The sequence below is a fragment of the Actinoplanes octamycinicus genome, assembly GCF_014205225.1.
Classification (GTDB): domain Bacteria; phylum Actinomycetota; class Actinomycetes; order Mycobacteriales; family Micromonosporaceae; genus Actinoplanes; species Actinoplanes octamycinicus.
In genome coordinates this window covers 9,709,361-9,728,553 of the sequence record NZ_JACHNB010000001.1, presented here as the reverse complement: position 1 = coordinate 9,728,553, position 19,193 = coordinate 9,709,361, and the positions used below count along the sequence as shown (strand labels likewise).

The 19,193-nt window shown below is 70.7% G+C and carries 15 protein-coding genes; 7 read left to right on the top strand and 8 right to left on the bottom strand.

All coding sequences use genetic code 11. The annotated features are described in order from the left end of the window. Nucleotides 1–19 precede the first annotated feature (19 nt). Nucleotides 20–5,440 (top strand): pullulanase-type alpha-1,6-glucosidase, encoded by a 5,421-nt coding sequence (gene pulA, locus BJY16_RS44135; RefSeq protein ID WP_185045653.1) that lies wholly within the window; start codon nt 20–22, stop codon nt 5,438–5,440. 57 nt (nt 5,441–5,497) lie between these two features. Here pulA and BJY16_RS44130 read toward each other — a convergent pair whose 3' ends face one another. Both BJY16_RS44130 and BJY16_RS44125 read right to left on the bottom strand, forming a co-directional pair. Continuing rightward, nucleotides 5,498–6,313, bottom strand: a complete 816-nt coding sequence (locus BJY16_RS44130; protein WP_185045652.1) for a GntR family transcriptional regulator — start codon at nt 6,311–6,313, stop codon at nt 5,498–5,500. Between the two features lie 129 nt (nt 6,314–6,442). Next, nucleotides 6,443–6,913 (bottom strand): hypothetical protein, encoded by a 471-nt coding sequence (locus tag BJY16_RS44125; RefSeq protein WP_185045651.1) that lies wholly within the window; start codon nt 6,911–6,913, stop codon nt 6,443–6,445. Nucleotides 6,914–7,121: 208 nt separating this feature from the next. Here BJY16_RS44125 and BJY16_RS44120 point away from each other — a divergent pair, with 208 nt between their 5' ends. Together BJY16_RS44120 and BJY16_RS44115 are read left to right on the top strand one after the other, a co-directional pair. Beyond that, nucleotides 7,122–7,958, top strand: coding sequence for a GntR family transcriptional regulator (locus BJY16_RS44120; protein WP_185045650.1), 837 nt, complete (start codon nt 7,122–7,124; stop codon nt 7,956–7,958). Between the two features lie 41 nt (nt 7,959–7,999). Then, nucleotides 8,000–8,422, top strand: coding sequence for a DUF6292 family protein (locus BJY16_RS44115; protein ID WP_185045649.1), 423 nt, complete (start codon nt 8,000–8,002; stop codon nt 8,420–8,422). Between the two features lie 136 nt (nt 8,423–8,558). Here the strand turns inward: BJY16_RS44115 and BJY16_RS44110 are convergent, their stop codons facing one another. Beyond that, a complete protein-coding gene (locus BJY16_RS44110) occupies nt 8,559–10,973 on the bottom strand; it encodes an EAL domain-containing protein (protein WP_185045648.1) in 2,415 nt (804 codons plus the stop codon). A 58-nt stretch (nt 10,974–11,031) separates the two neighbouring features. Further along, nucleotides 11,032–11,919: a sulfite exporter TauE/SafE family protein gene (locus BJY16_RS44105; protein ID WP_185045647.1), complete on the bottom strand. Its 888-nt coding sequence runs from the start codon at nt 11,917–11,919 to the stop codon at nt 11,032–11,034. Between the two features lie 370 nt (nt 11,920–12,289). Between BJY16_RS44105 and BJY16_RS44095 the strand changes: the two genes are divergently transcribed. After that, nucleotides 12,290–12,487: a hypothetical protein gene (locus BJY16_RS44095; protein WP_185045645.1), complete on the top strand. Its 198-nt coding sequence runs from the start codon at nt 12,290–12,292 to the stop codon at nt 12,485–12,487. Here BJY16_RS44095 and BJY16_RS44090 read toward each other — a convergent pair. Further along, nucleotides 12,474–13,481 (bottom strand): hypothetical protein, encoded by a 1,008-nt coding sequence (locus BJY16_RS44090; RefSeq protein WP_239176808.1) that lies wholly within the window; start codon nt 13,479–13,481, stop codon nt 12,474–12,476. The genes BJY16_RS44095 and BJY16_RS44090 overlap by 14 nt on opposite strands. 100 nt (nt 13,482–13,581) lie before the next feature. Here BJY16_RS44090 and BJY16_RS44085 point away from each other — a divergent pair, with 100 nt between their 5' ends. The 3 genes from BJY16_RS44085 to BJY16_RS44075 all read left to right on the top strand — a co-directional run bounded on the left by BJY16_RS44085 (nt 13,582) and on the right by BJY16_RS44075 (nt 16,114). Continuing rightward, on the top strand, nt 13,582–13,959 hold the full coding sequence (locus BJY16_RS44085) for an STAS domain-containing protein (protein ID WP_185045643.1): 378 nt from the start codon (nt 13,582–13,584) through the stop codon (nt 13,957–13,959). A gap of 217 nt (nt 13,960–14,176) precedes the next feature. After that, a complete protein-coding gene (locus tag BJY16_RS44080) occupies nt 14,177–14,386 on the top strand; it encodes a hypothetical protein (RefSeq protein WP_185045642.1) in 210 nt (69 codons plus the stop codon). Between the two features lie 99 nt (nt 14,387–14,485). Further along, nucleotides 14,486–16,114, top strand: a complete 1,629-nt coding sequence (locus BJY16_RS44075; protein WP_185045641.1) for an alkaline phosphatase D family protein — start codon at nt 14,486–14,488, stop codon at nt 16,112–16,114. A 1-nt stretch (nt 16,115) separates the two neighbouring features. On the opposite strand, the gene BJY16_RS44070 is transcribed toward BJY16_RS44075, so the two are convergent. Genes BJY16_RS44070 through BJY16_RS44060 form a run of 3 tightly spaced genes read right to left on the bottom strand, consistent with a single transcriptional unit; the run spans nt 16,116 to nt 19,091 of the window. Beyond that, the gene (locus BJY16_RS44070; protein WP_185045640.1) at nt 16,116–17,705 is read right to left on the bottom strand and encodes a hypothetical protein; all 1,590 of its coding nucleotides are present in this window, start codon (nt 17,703–17,705) and stop codon (nt 16,116–16,118) included. A gap of 45 nt (nt 17,706–17,750) precedes the next feature. Then, nucleotides 17,751–18,263 carry a hypothetical protein gene (locus tag BJY16_RS44065; protein ID WP_185045639.1) on the bottom strand — a complete coding sequence of 171 codons (513 nt, stop codon included), beginning with the start codon at nt 18,261–18,263 and terminating at the stop codon, nt 17,751–17,753. Nucleotides 18,264–18,305: 42 nt separating this feature from the next. Then, complete coding sequence (locus BJY16_RS44060) at nt 18,306–19,091, bottom strand: MBL fold metallo-hydrolase (RefSeq protein WP_185045638.1); 786 nt, start codon at nt 19,089–19,091, stop codon at nt 18,306–18,308. Between the last annotated feature and the right edge of the window lie 102 nt (nt 19,092–19,193).

Genomic DNA, 19,193 nt, shown 5'->3' with positions numbered 1-19,193 from the left:
CCAATCGGAAGGGTGCATAGTGGCATCGAGTAAATCGCGGTGGGGGACCGCGCTGCTCAGCCTTCTCCTCCCACTGCTCGCGGTCCCGGCATCCGAGGCGGCGGCCGCGCCGGCCGAGCCGAGCGCCGCGGTCATCGCCAACTGGGGTTCCGACCGGCCGGCGACCAGCGAGCAGTACTACTTCGTCCTGCCGGACCGGTTCGCCGACGGCGACAAGTCCAACAACCGGGGCGGCCTGCGGGGCGACCGGCTGTCGACCGGGTACGACCCCGCCGACAAGGGCTTCTACCACGGCGGCGACCTTCAGGGCGTGATCGACAAGCTGGACTACATCCAGGGGCTCGGCACCACCGCGATCTGGCTCGCCCCGGTCTTCAAGAACCGTCCGGTGCAGGGCAGCGGCACCGACATCTCGGCCGGCTACCACGGGTACTGGATCACCGACTTCACCCAGGTGGACCCGCACTTCGGCACCAACGCGGACCTGAAGAAGCTGGTCAAGCTCGCGCACCAGCGCGGCCTGAAGATCTTCCTGGACATCATCGTCAACCACACCGCCGACGTCATCAAATACCGGGAGAACAAGTATTCGTACGTCGACAAGTCCACGTCGCCGTACACCGACACCGAGGGCCAGCCGTTCGAGGACCGGAACTACGCCACCGGCCGGAACGGATTCCCGTCGGTGGACAGCACGTCCTTCCCCTACACGCCGGTCTACGCGAACCGGGCCGACGCGAAGGCCAAGACGCCGGCCTGGCTGAACGACGTGACCATGTACCACAACCGCGGTGACTCGACGTTCTCCGGCGAGAACAGCGAGTACGGCGACTTCTACGGCCTCGACGACCTGTGGACCGAGCGTCCCGAGGTGGTCCGCGGGATGACGAAGATCTACGCCGACTGGATCGGCAGCACCGGCATCGACGGCTACCGCCTGGACACGGTCAAGCACACCGACCTGGACTTCTGGCCGCAGTTCGCGCAGGGCATCGAGAAGGCCGCCAGCAAGGCGGGCAAGAAGGACTTCTTCATGTTCGGCGAGGTGTACAGCGCCGACCAGGAGGTCGAGTCGACCTACGTCCGCAAGGGCGGGCTCCCGGCCACCCTGGACTTCTCCTTCCAGGAGGCGGCCCGGGCGTTCGTCACCGGCGCCGGCAACGCCACCGCGCTCGCCGACCTCTACGCCAAGGACGACCTCTACACCACCGCGAGCACCGGCGCCGACCGGCTGCCGACCTTCCTCGGCAACCACGACATGGGCCGGATCGGCTCGTTCATCGCCTCCGCCGCGACCGCCGACACCCAGCTCAAGCGTGACCAGTTGGCGCACGAGCTGATGTTCCTGACCCGCGGCCAGCCGGTCGTCTACTCCGGCGACGAGCAGGGCTTCACCGGCCCGGGCGGGGACAAGGACGCCCGCCAGGACCTGTTCGCCAGCAAGACGGCGGACTACCTGGACGACGACCTGATCGGCACCGACCGGACGCACGCGGTGGACAACTACAACACCGCGCACCCGCTCTACCAGAGCATCGCCGCGCTGGCCAAGCTGCGCAAGGCCAACCCGGCCCTGGTCAGCGGCGTGCAGCAGACCCGGTACGCGGCGCCCGGGCAGGGCGTCTTCGCGGTGTCCCGGATCGACCGGGCCAAGCGGACCGAGTACGTGGTCGCGGCGAACAGCGCCACCACCACCCAGACGGTCACCTTCGCCACCTCGTCGCCGGGCAGCACCTTCGCCGGCCTCTACGGCGGGGCGTCGGCGGTGACCGCGGGGACCGACGGCAAGATCACTGTCACCGTTCCGGCGCTGTCCACCGTCGTACTGAAATCGGGTGGAACCCTGCCGCAGCCGACCGCCGCGCCCACCGTCAGCCTGACCACGCCGAAGGCGGGGGCCTCGGTCGCCACCCGCACCGAGCTGGTCGCCGAGACCACCGGTGACCCGCTCGCCACGGTCACCTTCGCGGCGCAGGTCGGCACCGGCCGGTGGCAGCTGCTCGGCACCGCCGACAAGGCGCCCTACCGGATCTACCACGACCTGGACAGGTTGGCCGGCGGCACTCCGGTGAAGTACAAAGCGGTGGTGCGGGACAGCAAGGGGCGGCTCGCGTCGTCCTCGACGGGCATCACGGTCGGCACCCCGGCCGCGGCGTCGACCGTCGACTACGCGATCGTGCACTACCAGCGTCCGGCCGGCGGCTACGACGACTGGGGTCTCTACACCTGGGGTGACGTCGACCCGTCGATGTCCACCACCTGGCCCGCCGGGCAGCCGTTCGTCGGCGAGGACGCCTACGGCCGGTTCGCCTACGTCAAGCTCGCGCCGAACGCGAAGAGCATGGGCTTCGTCGTGGTCAACAAGGACGGCGTGAAGGACACCGACGCCGACCGGACGCTCGACCCGAACAAGACCCCCGAGGTCTGGCTCAAGCAGGGCGACAGCACCGTCCACACCACCCCGCCGGCGACCCAGCAGGACCAGTCGAAAGCGGTCATCCACTGGCGCAAGGCCGACGGGAACTACGACGGCTGGGGCCTGCACGTCTGGGACGGCGCCGCGACCGGCACCGACTGGGGCAGCCCGCTCAAGCCCACGAAGATCGACTCCTTCGGCGCGGTCTTCGAGGTGCCGCTCGCCGACGGGGCGGCCGGGCTGAGCTACATCATCCACAACGGCGACGCCAAGGACCTGCCCACCGACCAGCGGCTGACCTTCGCGGACTCGACCCACGAGGTCTGGCTGCTCGCCGGCCAGGAGAAGCGGCTGCTGCCGCTGGTCAAGACCGCCGGTGGCGGCGGCTCGACCGACCTGACCAAGGAGTCGGCGGTCTGGCTGGACCGCTCGACGATCGCCTGGCAGACCGGCACCGGCACCACGCTGCAGGAGGTCGGCGCCGGGACCGACGGCAAGGTCTACGACCTGGTCTGGTCGCCGACCGGCGGGATCGCGGTGACCGACGGTGAACTCACCGGCGCGTTCCAGACCGTCCGGCTCAGCTCGCGGCGCACCGGCCTGACCGAGAAGCAGCGCGCGGACTTCCCGCACCTGTGGCAGTACGGCGCCTTCAAGCTGCCGAAGACCGATGTCGCCGAGATCCTGCGCGGCCAGATCGTGATCACCGAGCGGGACGCCGCCGGGAAGCTGCTCGCGGCCACCGGGGTGCAGACCGCCGGCGCCCTCGACGACGTCTACTCGTCGGCGGTCGACGCCGAACTCGGCTACGCCCACGGCAAGGTCTCGGTCTGGGCGCCGACCGCCCGCAGCGTCGAGCTGGAGATCTACGACACGGCGGCATCGGCGTCGGCGACCGTCGTCACGATGCGGCGCGACGACCGTACCGGAATCTGGTCTTCCGCTCTCCAGAAAGCCCTGTACGGGAAGTTCTACAAGTTCCGGGTCACCGCGTGGCAGCCGGCCGCGCAGAAGATCGTCACCGCCTCGGTGACCGACCCCTACTCGGTGGCCCTGTCGACCGACTCCAAGCTCAGCCAGTTCGTCGACCTGAACGACCCGAAGCTGGCCCCGGCCGGCTGGGGTTCGCTCCGGAAACCGGCCGCCACCGCACCCGCGAAGATCCAGATCCAGGAGCTTTCGGTACGCGACTTCAGCATCGCGGACACGTCCGTGCCGGCTGCCTCGCGGGGCACCTACCAGGCCTTCACGTCGCCGGCGTCGAGCGGCATGAAGCACCTGGCCGAGCTCGGCAAGTCCGGCGTGACGCACCTGCACCTGCTGCCGGTGTTCGACTTCGCGACGATCCCGGAGAACCGTGCCGACCAGGCCCAGCCGGACTGTGACCTGGCCGCCCTGCCGGCCGACTCGGACCAGCAGCAGGCCTGCGTCGCCAAGGTGGCCGACTCCGACGGCTACAACTGGGGCTACGACCCGCTGCACTACACCGTCCCGGAGGGCGGCTACGCCGTCGACCCGGCCCAGCGCACCACCGAGTTCCGCTCGATGGTCGCCGGCATCAACAACGCCGGCCTGCGCGTGGTGATGGACGTCGTCTACAACCACACCTCGGCGTCCGGCACCGACAGCAAGTCGGTGCTCGACCAGATCGTGCCCGGCTACTACCAGCGGCTGCTCGCCGACGGCACGGTGGCCAACTCGACCTGCTGCTCGAACACCGCGCCGGAGAACGCGATGATGGGCAAGCTGGTCGTCGACTCGGTGGTCACCTGGGCCAAGCAGTACAAGGTCGACGGGTTCCGGTTCGACCTGATGGGCCACCACCCGAAGGCGAACATCCTGGCCGTCCGCAAGGCGCTGGACAAGCTCACCCTGAAGCGCGACGGCGTGGACGGGAAGAACATCTACGTCTACGGCGAGGGCTGGAACTTCGGCGAGGTGGCGAACAACGCCCGCTTCGTGCAGGCCACCCAGGCGAACCTGGCCGGCACCGGGATCGGCACGTTCAACGACCGGCTCCGGGACGCGGTCCGCGGCGGCGGCCCGTTCGACGACAACCCGCGGATCCAGGGCTTCGCCTCGGGTCTCGCCGACCAGCCCAACGGCGACCCGGTCAACGGGACCGCCGCCGAGCGGAAGGCGCGGCTGCTGCACTACCAGGACCTGATCAAGGTCGGTCTGACCGGGAACCTCGCGGACTACCGGTTCGTCGACTCCAGCGGGGCCACGGTGACCGGGTCGCAGGTCGACTACAACGGCGCCCCGGCCGGTTACACCGCGGCGCCGTCCGAGGCGATCACCTACGTCGACGCGCACGACAACGAGATCCTCTACGACTCGTTCGCGTTCAAGCTGCCGCAGGCCACCTCGGCGACCGACCGGGCCCGCGCCCAGTCGGTGGCGCTCGCCACCACGGTGCTCGGCCAGGGCATCGGGTTCGTGACCGCCGGCAGCGAGCGGCTGCGCTCCAAGTCCCTGGACCGCAACTCGTTCAACTCGGGGGACTGGTTCAACCAGATCGAGTGGGACTGCACGCGCGGCAACGGGTTCGGTCGCGGCTTGCCGCCGGCCGCGGACAACCAGTCCAAGTGGCCGTACGCCAAGCCGCTGCTCGCCGACCCGGCCCTCAAGGCGGACTGCGCGGCGATCACCCTGGCCGACGCCCGCTACCAGGAGCTGCTCAGGATCCGGAAGTCCTCGCCGGTCTTCGGGCTGGCCACCGGCAAACAGGTCCAGGACCGGGTGGCGTTCCCGCTCTCCGGCAAGGACGAGACGCCCGGCGTGATCACGATGACGCTGGACGCCCGCGGCCTGGACGGCAAGTGGAAGTCGATCACGGTGGTCTTCAACTCCACCGCGTCGACCGCCACCCCGAAGGTGCCGGCGCTGGCCGGCGCCCGGGTCACGCTGCACCCGGTGCAGCAGGCGTCCGCCGACCCGCTGGTCCGCACCGCGTCGTTCGCCCCGGCGACCGGCACGTTCTCGGTCCCGGCCCGCACCGTCTCGGTGTTCGTCCAGAGCTAGCGCAACCACAGAACGCCGGCCCCGCTCACCCGATCAGCCCGGGAGGGCGGGGCCGGTTCATGCGGTGTCGCCGGGCTCGCCCGGGGGTGCCGGGGAGGTGATCTCCTTCGGCACGTCGCCGATGTTGTAGACGAGACGGTTGCGGTCGGCCGGCCAGACCGTGACGGTGCACCGGATCGGCGCGCCGGACCGTTCGTACGCCGTCCGGATCGTCTCGATCACCGAGACGCCGACCTCCGGCAGTTTGAAGAAGGCGATCTCGCCCTCGTTCGGCGGGCGGGCGCTCACCTGATCGCGGTAACCGGCCTGCTCGACGCCGAGCGTCTCGGCGAGGTACCGAACCGTGCCCTGCTCGATGGCGACCGCCTGGATCAGCAGGGGCGCCTTCGGCACGAACGCGATCGGATAGAACGAGGTCTGCATCGACCACGGCTTCTTGTCGATGGTCAGGACCTGGTGCCGGCAGATCACCTGGGCGTCGGCCGGGAGCTGCAACTCACGACCGGCCGTCCCGGTGGCCGCCTGGATCTCCACCCGCGGCGTGCCGGCTTCCGGTTTGCGCTGCTGGGCCGGCGCGGCCGACCGGAACGCGATGCCCTCGGCGTCGCCCAGGCAGGACTGGGTGTCGGTGGAGAGGGTGATCTGGAAGGGGTCGATCCGGTCGGCCACGAAGGTGCCCTGGCCGGGACGGGTGATCACCAGGCCCCGGGCGGTGAGCGAACGGATGGCGTCCCGGATCGTGTTGCGCGAGGCGTTGCCGAACGTCTCGCGCAGCTCCAGCTCGGCGGGCAGCTTGGCGCCCGGTTCGAGTTCGCCCTGCTCGATCCGGCGCCGGAGCTCCTCGGCGATCTGCTTGTACATCGGCTCGGCCACAGGAACCCTCCCGGATCGGTTCTGACCCCATGGTGGTCCGCGGGGAGGCCGCCGGCCACACCTGTCGTCGATGCGACCGGACTGGCCGCACCGTCGGCGCCGGGCAGACCGCGCCTGGTGGGAAACGGCTCAGCTGTCCCGGGCCGGCGTGGTGCCGCAGATGTGGATGGTGTGCCGGCGGCGCCAGGCGTAGGCGGCCTGGTGGCGGCGCCGGGACCGCCGGCGCCGCCGGAAGTGTGTCGTCAGGAGCGGACCGGCGTCCGGGCTCGCGGTGAGTGCCGGGCGGGCGGAGAGCAACTCCTCCACCGTGCCGTGATCGTTCTCGGCGACGACGTAGCACCCCGGCCCCAGCAGCGTCTCCCGGCTGCCGAACATCATGCGTTGAGCCCAGTCGACCAGGGGGAAGAGGGCCAGGATGATCGCGGCGCCGGCCAGATCGGCGGCGATGTTGAGCCACAGGGTCTGCCAGTAGTCGATCACACCGGCGGCGACCGTCGCGAAGGCGCCGGTCAACCCCAGGGTGGCTGCGATCGGGCCGATCTGGCGTCGGAAAGGGGACGGTTCTCGTCGCTGGCGATAGCGTCGCTCGCTCTTGGTCATCGCACCCAGCCTCGCGTTTGCTGACCTCATCCGCGGTGGTGCTCGATTTGATCTCCAGGCGGCGATGGTGTGAGCCGTCATGATCAATGATGATGCTCATGTGGATCAGGCCAAAGGTACCTACGTTTGGCTTCATACTATCCGCAGGCGCCTATAGGATGGTTCTCAGCGGATGTGCCAAATCCGGCCGACGATGCAGGGAGGCGTCGTGGTCAGTGGATCGAGGTATCGAGAGATCGCCGACGATCTCCGTCGAAAGATCAATTCTGGCGACCTTCCGGCGGGGGCGAAGCTGCCGACCGAGACCGATTTGTGTCAGGCTTATGGCGCTTCGCGAAACACGATCCGGGAGGCCATCAAGCTTCTCGTCACCCGGCACCTGGTGAAGAAAACGCCGGGAAGTGGCACTTTCGTGCTGGAGCCGGTGAGTCCGTGGGTCCATACGATCAGCGAGGACCCGAACACCGGCTTCGGTGGCGGCGAGGGCCGGTCCTGGATGGCCGAGGTCGAGTCGCGGGGGCGGGTCCCGTCGATGTCCGAGGTCGACGTGCAGATCGTTCAGCCGTCACCTGAGGTCGCGGAGGCGCTGGGACTGGAGGTTCCGCAGACCGCCGACGCCAGGAAAGTCCGGGTCATCAAGCGTTCCCAAGAATTGTTCGTCGACGGCTCGCCATCGCATTTGCAGACCACCTATTATCCGGACCTGCGCAAACAGGGGGCCGAGGAGTTGGAGGGCGAGGATCTTCCGGACGGCATGCTCGCCTACCTCAGCCGGACCTTGGGAATCAAACAGGTCGGCTGGATCGATCGATTCGAGTTGCGGCAGGCGACCGAGGCGGAGGAGGCATTCTTCCACCTGCGTGACGACGCCCCGCGATCCGTTCTCGAGCAGCGGCGCCGATCCTACGACCAGGCGCAGCGACCATTCCGGCTCACCGTCACGGTGTACCAGCCGGGTACCCAGTTCGAGGTCGTCTCCGGAAAGGTGCCGGACGAGGTCCGAGCTTTTCCGCCTCGCCACCGGGACATCGAGGTCCCTCCGTGAAATTCAGGAATAATGATCGAATGGGATGGAAAATGAGCGACATGGTTCTACCGCAGCCGCATCGGGATCCGTTTCTCGATGCGCTGCGTCCCTATGTCTCGCTGGTGGTCGAGGAGCTCGTCCGGCACGGCTTCGCGGTGTCCGCCAGCTGGCTGGACCCGTTCGATCCGCGTGACACGACCATCGTGCTCCGCCGCGGAGACGGCTTGCAGGCGCTGGTCTACGACGAGGAGACCGGCTGGCGGTTCGGCGATTTCGTCAGCGGGAAGCAGGGCGTGCGAACCGTCCTCGGCGCCGCCCGCACCCTGAACGGGGGACTGCTTCCGAAGCCCGCCGAGGTGGTGCGGTGCCTGGTCGAGGGGGATTTCACCACGCCGGTGATGTTCCGCCGGCACACCGATCTGGACGACGGCTACGAGGAACGTCTCCGGGCCGCCGGGGTCGCGGGGATTCCCGTGGCCTGATCCACCTGCCCGGCGCCGTCACCCTGACGGCGCCGGGAACGGCACGTCGCCGGTGGGTGCGCCGGACGTGCCGGGACCGCGGCGTCATCGGTGCCCGGGAGTGCTCCGGGCGTACCGGAAAGGGGTGGAAGCGGCCTCAGCCGTGCAGGGCCGGGGTGGCCAGGCGGCTGTAGAGGTCGGCGGCCGGCTCCGGGCGGCCCAGGTGGTAGCCCTGGGCGAACTTGCAGCCCATCACGGTCAGCAGGGTCAGCTGGGAGGCCTCCTCGACGCCCTCCGCGACCACCCGCAGGCCGAGCGTGTGACCGAGTTGGATCACCGCGTTGACCAGTTCCTGCTGGCGGCCGTTGCCGACCAGGCCGTCGATGAACGAGCGGTCGATCTTCAGTACGTCGACCGGGATGTCGCGCAGGTAGCCGAGCGACGAGTAACCGGTCCCGAAGTCGTCGATGGCGATCTTGACGCCGAGTTCGCGCAGCTCGTCGAGGCGGGCCGCGGTCACCGCGAGGTCGCGCATCAGCACCGTCTCGGTCAGCTCCAGCACCAGGCAGTGCGCCGAGAGCCCGGTGCTGGACAGCGCGTGGGCCACCTGGTCGGTCAGGTCCGGCACCTCCAGGTGCGCGGCGGACAGGTTGACGCTGACCCAGGCCGGCGCGGTCGCCGGATCCTCGTCCTGCCAGCGTTTGACCGCCCGGCAGGCCTCCAGCAGCACCCACCGGTCGATCTCCACGATCGCGCCGGTCTCCTCGGCGAGCGGGATGAACGAGCCGGGCATCCGCAGCCCCTGCTCCGGGTCCTGCCAGCGGACCAGCGCCTCGGCGCCGGCCATCTGCCCGGCGGCCACGCCGACCACCGGCTGCAGGTGCAGCCGCAGCTCGCCGCGGTGCACCGCGTCGCGCAGCCGGGCCTCCTGGTCGAGGCGGTCGAGCAGCTGCTCGTGCATCTGCGTCTCGAAGGTCAGGTAGCGGTTCTTGCCCTGGTCCTTGGCCGCGTACATGGCCACGTCGGCGTTGCGCAGCACCTCGTCGGCGTCGGCGTAGTGCGCCGCGTCGGGCACCACGCCGATGCTCACCGAGACCAGCGCCTCCCGGTTGTGGATCAGGAACGGCCGGGACAGGGTCTCCAGGCAGGCCCGGGCCAGCCGGTCGACGACTGCCTGGTCGGCGTCCTCGAGCAGCACGGCGAACTCGTCGCCGCCGAGCCGGGCCACGGTGTCCAGCGGGCGCAGCGCGCCGGTCAGCCGCTCGGCGGCGGTGCGCAGCAGCATGTCGCCGGCGTTGTGCCCGAGGCTGTCGTTGACCCGCTTGAACCCGTCCAGGTCCAGGTAGAGCACGGCGAGCGGTTCACCGGTGGCCCGGGACCGGGTGAGCGCGTGCTCCAGCCGGTCGAGCAGCAGCTTGCGGTTCGGCAGGTTGGTCAGCCCGTCGTGCAGGGCCTGGTGCCGCAGGTCGTGTTCGAGGGCGCGCTGCCGGCTGACGTCGCGCAGCACGATGACCGCGCCCAGGGTACGGCCGGCCTTCCGGATCCGGCTGGCGGTGTACTCGACCCGGACGCTGGTGCCGTCCGGCCGTTGCAGGGACACCTCGCGGGTACCCGGGCTGAGCCCGTCGCCGGACTCCGGCAGCAGCGCCGCCACCTCCCGGTGCAGCAGCCCGGCCACGCCGAGCCCGGTGATCCGCCCGGCGGCCTCGTTGGCGAAGCTGATCCGGCCCTCCGGGTCCAGCCCGCAGATGCCCTCACCGGCGTTGGCCAGGATGCTGTCGGTGTACTCCTTGGCCAGGATCTCCCGGGCCGACTCGTCGAGTTGCTGGGCCATCGCGTTGACGGCGCGGCCCAGCCGGCCGATCTCGTCGGTCTGGCCCTCGACCGGGACCCGGTGCGTGTAGTCGCCGGTGCGGATCACGCCGACCGCGGTGGTCAGCGAGGTGATCCGCCGGGTCAGCGAGCCGGCCAGCACCCAGCCGAGCAGCAGGACCAGCAGGAACGCTGCCGCGGCGGCGCTGAGGATGACGGTCTGTGCCCGCCGGGCGGATGCCATCATCTCGTCGTAGAGCGGGGTGTACTCCAGGATCACCGCGCCCAGGGTCTGGTTGCCGCTGCCCCGCATCGGCACCACGACCTGCTTGATGCCGTCCGGGTAGTCCGCGCTGACCTCGACGAAGGTCCGGGATCTGCCGTCGGCGATGGTCTTGCCGACCTGGTTGCCGATGTCGTGGTCGAAGACCGAGCCGACGTTCTCCGGCACCGCGTCGCCGAGGATGTACTTGCCGATGTCCACCGCGACGACGTCCCGGTGCTGGGTCTCGTGCAGCCGTTCGATGTAGTTGGCCAGCGCCTCGGGGCTGTAGAAGAGCGGGTTGATCACCTCGCCCGGATTGTCCACCGACAGCCCGAGGGCGATGTCCTTGCCGATGCCGCGGGCCAGCTGCGCGGCCTCCTTGGCGGCGGTCCGGCGCGCCGACGACATGTCGGTGTACCAGGCGGTGGCCGCGGTCGCGGCGACCAGGCAGGCCACCACCAGGTAACCCGCCAGAAGTTTCCGGCGGACGCTCATCCGGCCCTCCTTCCACCGCCCCTGTTAAAGATCGGCGGGGGTGGGGGCGAGATGAGTGTCAGACCGGGACGGTCTCCCGCTCCGGCTGCTCGGCGGGCGCCTTGCGGAACGGCTTGGTCACGCCGAGCACGATCGCCGCCACCAGCGCGACGCCGGTCACCACGCCGACCACCTGGGTGGACAGGTCGAACAGCTTGAGCGAGCTGGCCAGCAGCACGATGATCAGCGCGGACCGGACCAGCCCGCCGGGGGCCCGCGAGGAGATCCGCGAGCCGATCAGCACGCCGGGGATCGAGCCGAGCACCACCGCGCCGGCGATGCCCCAGCTCATGTCGCCGAACAGCATGTGGCCCAGGGCGGCCGCGGTGACCAGCGGGATGGCCTGGACCAGGTCGGTGCCGACCAGGTCGTTGGCGCGCAGCATCGGGTAGAGCGCGAGCAGCGCCACGATGATCAGCGAGCCGGAGCCGACCGAGGTGAGCCCGACGACCAGGCCGCCCATGATGCCGACCAGCAGGGTCGGGACCGGGCGGACGGTGATCGGGGCGGCCGGGCCGTCGCCGTCCCGGCGGCTGATCCAGGCCTTGAGCAGCATGCCGCCGACGGCCAGCAGCAGCGCCACGCCCAGGGCGATCTTGACGCCGTGCTGGAGCGACTCGTCGTCGCCGAAGGCGCGCAGCAGCAGCACGCCGAGGAAGGCGCTGGGCACGCTGCCGGCGCAGAGCCAGGCCACCAGCGTCCAGTTCACCGTGCCGCGGCGGGCGTGCACCGCGCCGCCGAACGGCTTCATGATCGCGCTGGCGACCAGGTCGCTGCCGATCGCGGCGACCGGGTTGATGCCGAAGAACAGCACCAGGATCGGCGTCATCAGCGCGCCGCCACCCATGCCGGTGAGGCCGACGATGATGCCGACGCCCAGTCCGGCGAGAGCCATGGTCAGATCCATGGGCGGAAGTCTGCTCGACGATCGCCCACCTTGTCTACTAAATCAGTTGAGATTGTCGAGTTTCTCGCGTGCTGGGACGGCCGAGCAGGAGCAGCACGTCGCTTTCGGTCAACGGGCGCGCGAAGTGATATCCCTGGGCGAACCGGTAGCCCGCCTGGTGCAGACGTTCGGCCTGGTCAGCCGTCTCCACACCGTCGGCGACCGGGTGATCCGCAGCCCCCGGGTGATCCCGATCAGCCCGTCCACGATCACCGCCTGCGGGCTCGCCACGGTCACCTCGTCGACGAACGACTTGTCCATGAATCCGCGGCGCGATGAACGGAAAGCCGGGTTGCTTCAGTCACCGCCGCGCCGACCGATGGGGTGGTCCGTGGACGAACCTCTGCTCCAGATGCTGCGCGACGACCTGACCCACCGGGTGAGCTCGGTCGCCGCCACCATGACCGACACGCTGCGGCTGCTCGGCGCGGCCCGGGAGCTGGCCGGCGACGGCCCCGGCGGCGACTCGCTGAGCGCCGCGATCGCCGAGCTCACCGCGGCCCGGGACGAGCTGGTCAGCCGTCCGTGAACGACTCCCAGTCCAGGCCGAGCTTGCGCAGCCGGCGGAGCAGGCCGGGCTGGCGGACGCCGACGTACATCTCGTACCAGTCGGCGTCGTCCTCGCCGATCACCACCACCATGCCCGGCCCGGCGTAGCACCGGGTGAACAGCGACGGCCAGCGCATCGGCCGCAGCGGCACCCGGCGCAGCGGGGCGATCACCCGGCGGGCCTGCGGCCGGTCGACGAACGCCATCCCGCCGAGCGGGCCATCCATCGCGGCCCGGGCCAGCGTGGCCTGCAGCAGGTAGCCGGCGAGCCGCTCGCGCTCCGGGAGCAGCCGGTCGCTGAGCCCGTCGTAGAAGACCCGCGGGTCAGCGCCCTGCGACTCCATCAGCAGGGTGAAGACCCCGTCACCCTCCTGGCCGAAAGTGAGCAGGCCGTCCGGATGTCCGGGCAGCGGCTCGGCGAAGATCCGGCAGGACCGGCCGTAGACCTCGGGGCGGCCGGCGGCGGCCCGGTGGAAGGCGCGCAGCGGGGCCGGGCCGGTGACCGCCGGCAGCTCCCCGGCCGGCTCGATTCCGGCGTACCAGCCGGCGATGAACCGCTCCATCGCGCCGACCGGGTCGTGCCCGGCCAGGTCCAGCCAGTCGAGTCCGGGGGTGGCCTGGCCGAGCAGGTCGGGTGGGATCGGCGTCTCGAAGCGGAGCCGGATGTCGTGCAGCGCCCCGCGCCGGTAGCTCAGCTCGGTGTCCCGTGCGATGCCGAGCGCCAGGCAGCCCCCGGGCAGCCGGGCGAACGCGTGCACGGCCGGCCGCAGCATCCCGGCCAGCCGTTGCTCGACCAGCTCCGGGAACGGCTCGGAGAGCACCATCGCCGCGTCGCTGTCCGACCGGCCGATCACCACCAGGGTGTCGGCGCCGACCGCGAAGGCCGCGTCCGTACCGGTCAGCAGCGTCGCCCCCGGTCCGGCCAGGGCGAGCGCCTCCGGCTCGGCGACCACCGACCAGAGTTCGATCTCCACCGCCACACGGTAGACGCCGTGACCCACACCTCAGGCCCGTGGTGGTCGTCTTATCGTCCCGTTGGCCGCCCGTACACATCTCCCCGGTAGACCGGACGGCATGGGCGAAGTGCGCTGTGTGATCCACCGTTCCGGCAAGGCCGAGTCGACCGTCTTCCTGCACCTGCGGGGCTGTTTCGACCGGAGGTCCGGCACCGAGCTGCGCCGGGAGCTGCGACAGGCCTTCGACCGGGCGCGCGGCGCCCGGATCATCGTCGACATGGCCGACGTGGACCTGATCGGCAGCGAGTGCATCGAGGTCCTGCTGGTCGGGTACACCCGGGCGCTGCGCAGCGGTCACGGTTATCAGGTGGTCAACGCCGAGGGGCACGTCCGGCAGGCGCTCGAGGCCACCGGTCTGTGCCCGCGCAGCGACGAGCACCTCTACGCGCCGGCCGCCGGCGACGCGATCGAGGCGGCGCTGGCCGAGGTGGGCTGAGCCCGGCGGTTTTTGGCACATCCGCCCCGCTGCCTGCGGCGGTGGGTGCGCTCCCGGCGCTGTCATCCACCGCGGCGGATGATCTTTGCGGGTGTCCCGGGTCCCGGGACTCGGGATTTCACATCGTCCTAACCGAGAAAACAAAAAGTAAACGTACAGTCGACTTCGGGTTACCAACGCGGTGCGTGGGATTCGGAGGCTCTCCATGCACGATCAGATGCTGACACTGATGGACGACTGTCTCAGCACGATGCTGCGGCTGCGCGCGGAGCTGGCCGCTGCCCGGCGGGTCCAGTTCGGTGAGCGCCGGGCGGTCGCGGCCCAGGCCATCAACGCCGCGGAGACGTTCGCGGCCTCCGCCGCCCGCGCCCTCGCCGCGGAGGACTCGCCGCCGGCGCCCGCGGTGGTGCTCGACCGGGCCGCCTGAGCTACCGGCGAGTTAACTTACGGCTCGTCCGGTGAAGGCGCGTCGAACATCCGACTGATCGGATTCATGTCGGTCTCTGGCTCTGCTAGAGAGAACCGCATGACTGTCCTCCCCAACGCTGCGGTCGACCGCCGTACCGTCCTGCTCGCCGGTCTGTCCGCCGGCGCCGGCGCGGTCGCCGCCGCCGCACTGCCCTCGGCCGCCGCGGCGGCCGACGCCGTCTTCCAGCACGGGATCGCCTCCGGCGACCCGCTGCCCGGCGGCATCCTGCTGTGGACCCGGGTCACCCCGACCCCGGAGTCGACGCCGGCCTCCGGCCTCGGCCCGCAGGTCGAGGTGACCTGGCAGGTCGCCACCGACGCCGGCTTCGGCGCCGTGGTGCGCTCCGGCACGGTCACCACCGGACCGGACCGGGACCACACGGTCAAGATCGACGTTGACGGGCTGAGCCCGGCCACCACCTACTGGTACCGCTTCGGCCTGGCCGGCACCTGGTCGCCGACCGGCCGCACGATGACCGCCCCGGCCGCCGCCGACGCCGTCGCCCGGCTCCGGGCCGGCGTGGTCAGCTGCGCGAACTGGGAGGCCGGCTGGTTCTCGGCCTACCGGCACCTGGCCGAGCGCGGCGACCTGAACCTGGTCATCCACCTGGGCGACTACCTCTACGAGTACGGCACCGGGGAGTTCGACGCCGGGGGCAAGGTGGTCCGCCGGACCGCCCCGGAGCACGAGACGCTGACCCTGGCCGACTACCGGACCCGGCACGCGCTCTACAAGACCGACCCGGACCTGAAGGCGCTGCACGCCTCGGTTCCGTGGATCATCACGTGGGACGACCACGAGGTGGCCAACGACATGTGGAGCGGCGGCGCGGAGAACCACACGCCGGGCGCCGAGGGTGACTTCGCCGCGCGGGTCGCGGCCGCCCGGCAGGCCTACGCCGAGTGGATGCCGGTGCGGCTGGCCGCCGACGGGCACATCTACCGCCGGCTGCGGTACGGCGACCTGTTCGAGCTGTCCATGCTGGACCTGCGGACGTACCGATCGGAGCAGGCGGACGGCGCCGACGTGGACGACCCGGACCGGACCATCGCCGGCGCCGGCCAGCTGTCCTGGCTCACCGACGGGCTGGTCGGCTCGACCGCGATCTGGAAGCTGGTCGGCAACCCGGTGATGATCTCCCGGCTCGACGTGCTGACCCTGCCGGCCTGGCTGCTCGGCCCGCTCGGCGAGCTGATCGGCGTCCCGCAGAACGGCGTGGTGATCAACGCCGACCAGTGGGACGGCTACAACGCCGACCGCGAGCGCCTGGTCGACACGCTGCGCGCGCACCGGACCAAGGACGTCGTCTTCCTCACCGGCGACATCCACACCAGCTGGGCCAACGAGCTGACCACCAAGGACACCGGACCCGCCAACCCGGCCGCGGCCGAGTTCGTCGTCCCGTCGGTGACCAGCGACAACATCAACGACTATCTGGGCACCGCGGCCGGCGGCCCGCTCAGCCTGCTGGCCGCCAGCCTGATCCGGGCCACCAACCCGCACGTGCGGTGGGTGGAGACCGACGGGCACGGCTACGGCGTGCTCGAGGTGACCCGGTCACGCTGCCGGATGGACTGGTACCACCTGGCCGACCGCACCAGGAAGGACACCACGGTCAAGTGGGTCCAGGGCTGGTCGGTCGGCCGCGGCTCGTCGAAGATCCGCAAGGAGAGCGCGCCGGCCTGACCTAGCCGACGGTGTACGCGCGGGTGATCGTCACCTGCGCGTACGCCCCCTTGGTGGTGGTGATCCGGCTGCGCAGGGTGACCGCCCCGCTCGCCGGGTTGCTGACGGTGGCCTGCCAGGTGCCGCCGGTCCGGTTGACCGGCATCGACCGCCACGTCCGGCCACCGTCGTAGGACGCCTGCAGGACGACACTCTTCGCGGTCACCTTGCCGAGCGCCAGGTCCGGGTCGTAGGTCTGCCGGTCCGGGCGGATCTGGACGACCGTGGTCCCGCCGGGCCGGCCCTGGTTGCGCACGCTCAGGCCGGTCGGCACCAGCCGGGGCAGGATCACGTCGGCGACCCGCGGCTTCGCCTTCGGATCCAGTTTCATCCGGAAGACCGCCTGGGTGGTGGGGGAGAGCAGGTCGGCCGGGTAGACCAGGCCGGGCCGATAGCGCTGGGCGTCCACCCGCAGGGTGTACCACCCCTTGCTCTTGATCTTCGCGGAGAAGCTCGGGTCGTGGTCGCCCCAGGTCAGCCGGGTCTGCTTCTTGACCACCCGGTGCTTGCTGTCGTACAGCGTGACCAGCGACTTCTGGCTGGCCTCGAACGCGCCCGGGTTGGCCGGCTCGGTGAACATGTGATCCGCGGTGAACCGGAACCGGGACGCGGTCATCTCCGGCAGCTGGACCCCGGGCCCCCAGCCGGCATTGAAGAACCACCGGCTGTACGACCGGCCCGCGGCCAGTGACAACGTCCGGGTGTCGAAGCCGACCGTGGGCGACTCACCGGTGCGGGTGACCCCGGACCAGTCGGCGGTCAGCGTCCACTTGCCGGACGTCGCGTGGAGCCGGACCACACCCGGCGTCGTCTCCAGCTGGGTCGAGACGCCGTACCCCGGGTGGCACTCGGTCTTCTCCTGGATCTCGACGCGCACCCGGTCGCCGCCGGCCGGTCCCCGCCGCGCCCAGGCGGCGACGGTGGCCAGCGAGGACGCGGCGAAGGTGCGGCTGACCCCGGCCGGGACGGTGCGCCGGGCCGGGGCGGACACCATCCACAGATCGCTGGAGAAGCCGTCCTGCCACGCCGACGCGTAGGCGAATCGCAGTTTCTTGGAGCCGTTCGGGATGACGAAGAGTCTGCCCGGGTGGTTCCACGCCGCGACGTTGATCGGCGCGCTGTCCCCGGCGCAGATCGCCGCGCGGACGGTCTGCTCGAACGGGGCGCCGGGCGCCCGGTCCAGTCGCACCTGGACCGGCCTGCCCCGGCGGGCGTCGATGGTGGTGCTGACCGCCTTGGTGCCGACCTTCACGATCGTGGCGCCCAGGGTGTCGGTGCCGAGCGCGTCGGTGCCGTCGTGCGGGTTCCACATGTCGGTGATGACGGCGTAGGTGCCCTTCCGCAGGGTCTTCGCCTTGAAGCTGGGCACGGTCCAGCTCTGGTTGGTGGCCAGGTCGATGATCTGCACGGAGGCGCGGAACACCTTGCCGGCCCGGTCGTATGTCTTGACGGTGAGCTTGCCCGAGGCGGCCGAGGCCGACCCGGTGGTGCTCACCAGGGTCACCGGCAGCAGCACGGCGATCGTCGCTGCCAGGAGGGGAAGTCGTCGCAAAGTCGTCCCGTTCGATGAACAAATGAAACGGGATGCTAACAGCGCTCAGCTCTCGTGGTCGGTGGCCCGGGCCGCGCACAGGAAGGCGCCGCCGACCGCGAAGGCGCCCAGCACGGACAGCGAGATCTGCTGCTCGTGGTCGAGCTGCCGGCGGTAGGTCGCCTCGGAGACGACGGTGATCTTGTCGTGGTCGTTCAGCACATACTGCCCGTCGCGGCGTTCCGGGTTGCCGTCCAGCTGGACGAAGGCCAGCACGATCCCCAGCCAGAACGCGAAGAAGACCAGCCCGGCCGTGATCGCCGCCCAGACCGGCACGTGTGGCGGCACCCAGGACGACAGGCTCCACAGCCGCCAGGGCTGCTGGGTGCGGTAGGCGCGCCGGTTCGCCAGGATGCCGGCCGCGAACCCGGGCACGGTCAGCAGCGCCGCCATCCCGACCGCGACCACCGAGTGCACCGGGCGCTGCCCGAGCGCGAGCGCGACGCACAGCCCGCCCGACCACAGCACCCCGGCCCCGCACAGCACGCTGTACCAGAGCAGCCCTCGACGCGACATCATCACCGGTGACGCTAGTGCCCGCCCGGCCGCCCGGGGGTGGTTTCAGCGCACCCGGAGCGGCACGTCGTAGGTCTCGCCCCGGACCAGCGGGTGCACCCCCTCCCGGCAGCGCACCAGATAGTCGCTGAGCGGCGACTTCATCACCCGGTAGTCGTCGTAGTGGATCGGCAGCGCCACCCGCGGCTGGATCAGCCGGGTCAGCGCGGCGCCCTGCCGGCCGTCCATGGTGACCAGCAGCCCGAGGATCCGGGTGCCGCCCAGGTGCAGCAGCATGGCGTCGATCTCGCCGCAGCGCTCCCGGATCTCGCCGAGGAACGGCCGGTACAGGGTGTCGCCGGTGATGTAGAGCCGGGTCAGCGGCTCGCCGTCCTGCTCCCACTCGATCAGCGAGCCCATCACGTCCGGCAGCAGCCGGTCGAACAGGCCCGGGCCGTGCCGGCCGGGGAGCGCGGTGACCCGCAGCGTCTGCCCGCCCCGCCGCCACTCGTGGGCGTCCCAGACCGGCAGTCCTCGCACGCCCGGCCAGTTCCGGCGCAGCCGCCGTCCGGCCTGCGGGGTGGTGAGGATCGGCAGGTCGCGCGGGACGGTCCGGCGGGCGGCCCGGTCGAAGTGGTCGCCGTGCAGGTGGGAGAGGAGGACCGCGTCCGGGGTGGGCAGGTCGGCGTACGTCATGGCCGGGTCGGTGAGCCGGCGGGTCCACATCCCGTACCCGAGATGCACGCGGCTGCCGGCGTGCCCGAACGCGGGGTCGGTGAGCAGCGTGAACTCGCCGAGCCGGAGCAGAGTGGTGGCGTTGCCGATGAAGGTGACGGTGGCCTGCGATGTCATTCCGCGCGGCTACCCGCGGACGGGGGCGCGAAACTCTGCTAGCCTGGCGGATTGCCGCGACTTTTCGTGCGGCGAGCCGGGAGAACCACTATCAGAATACGT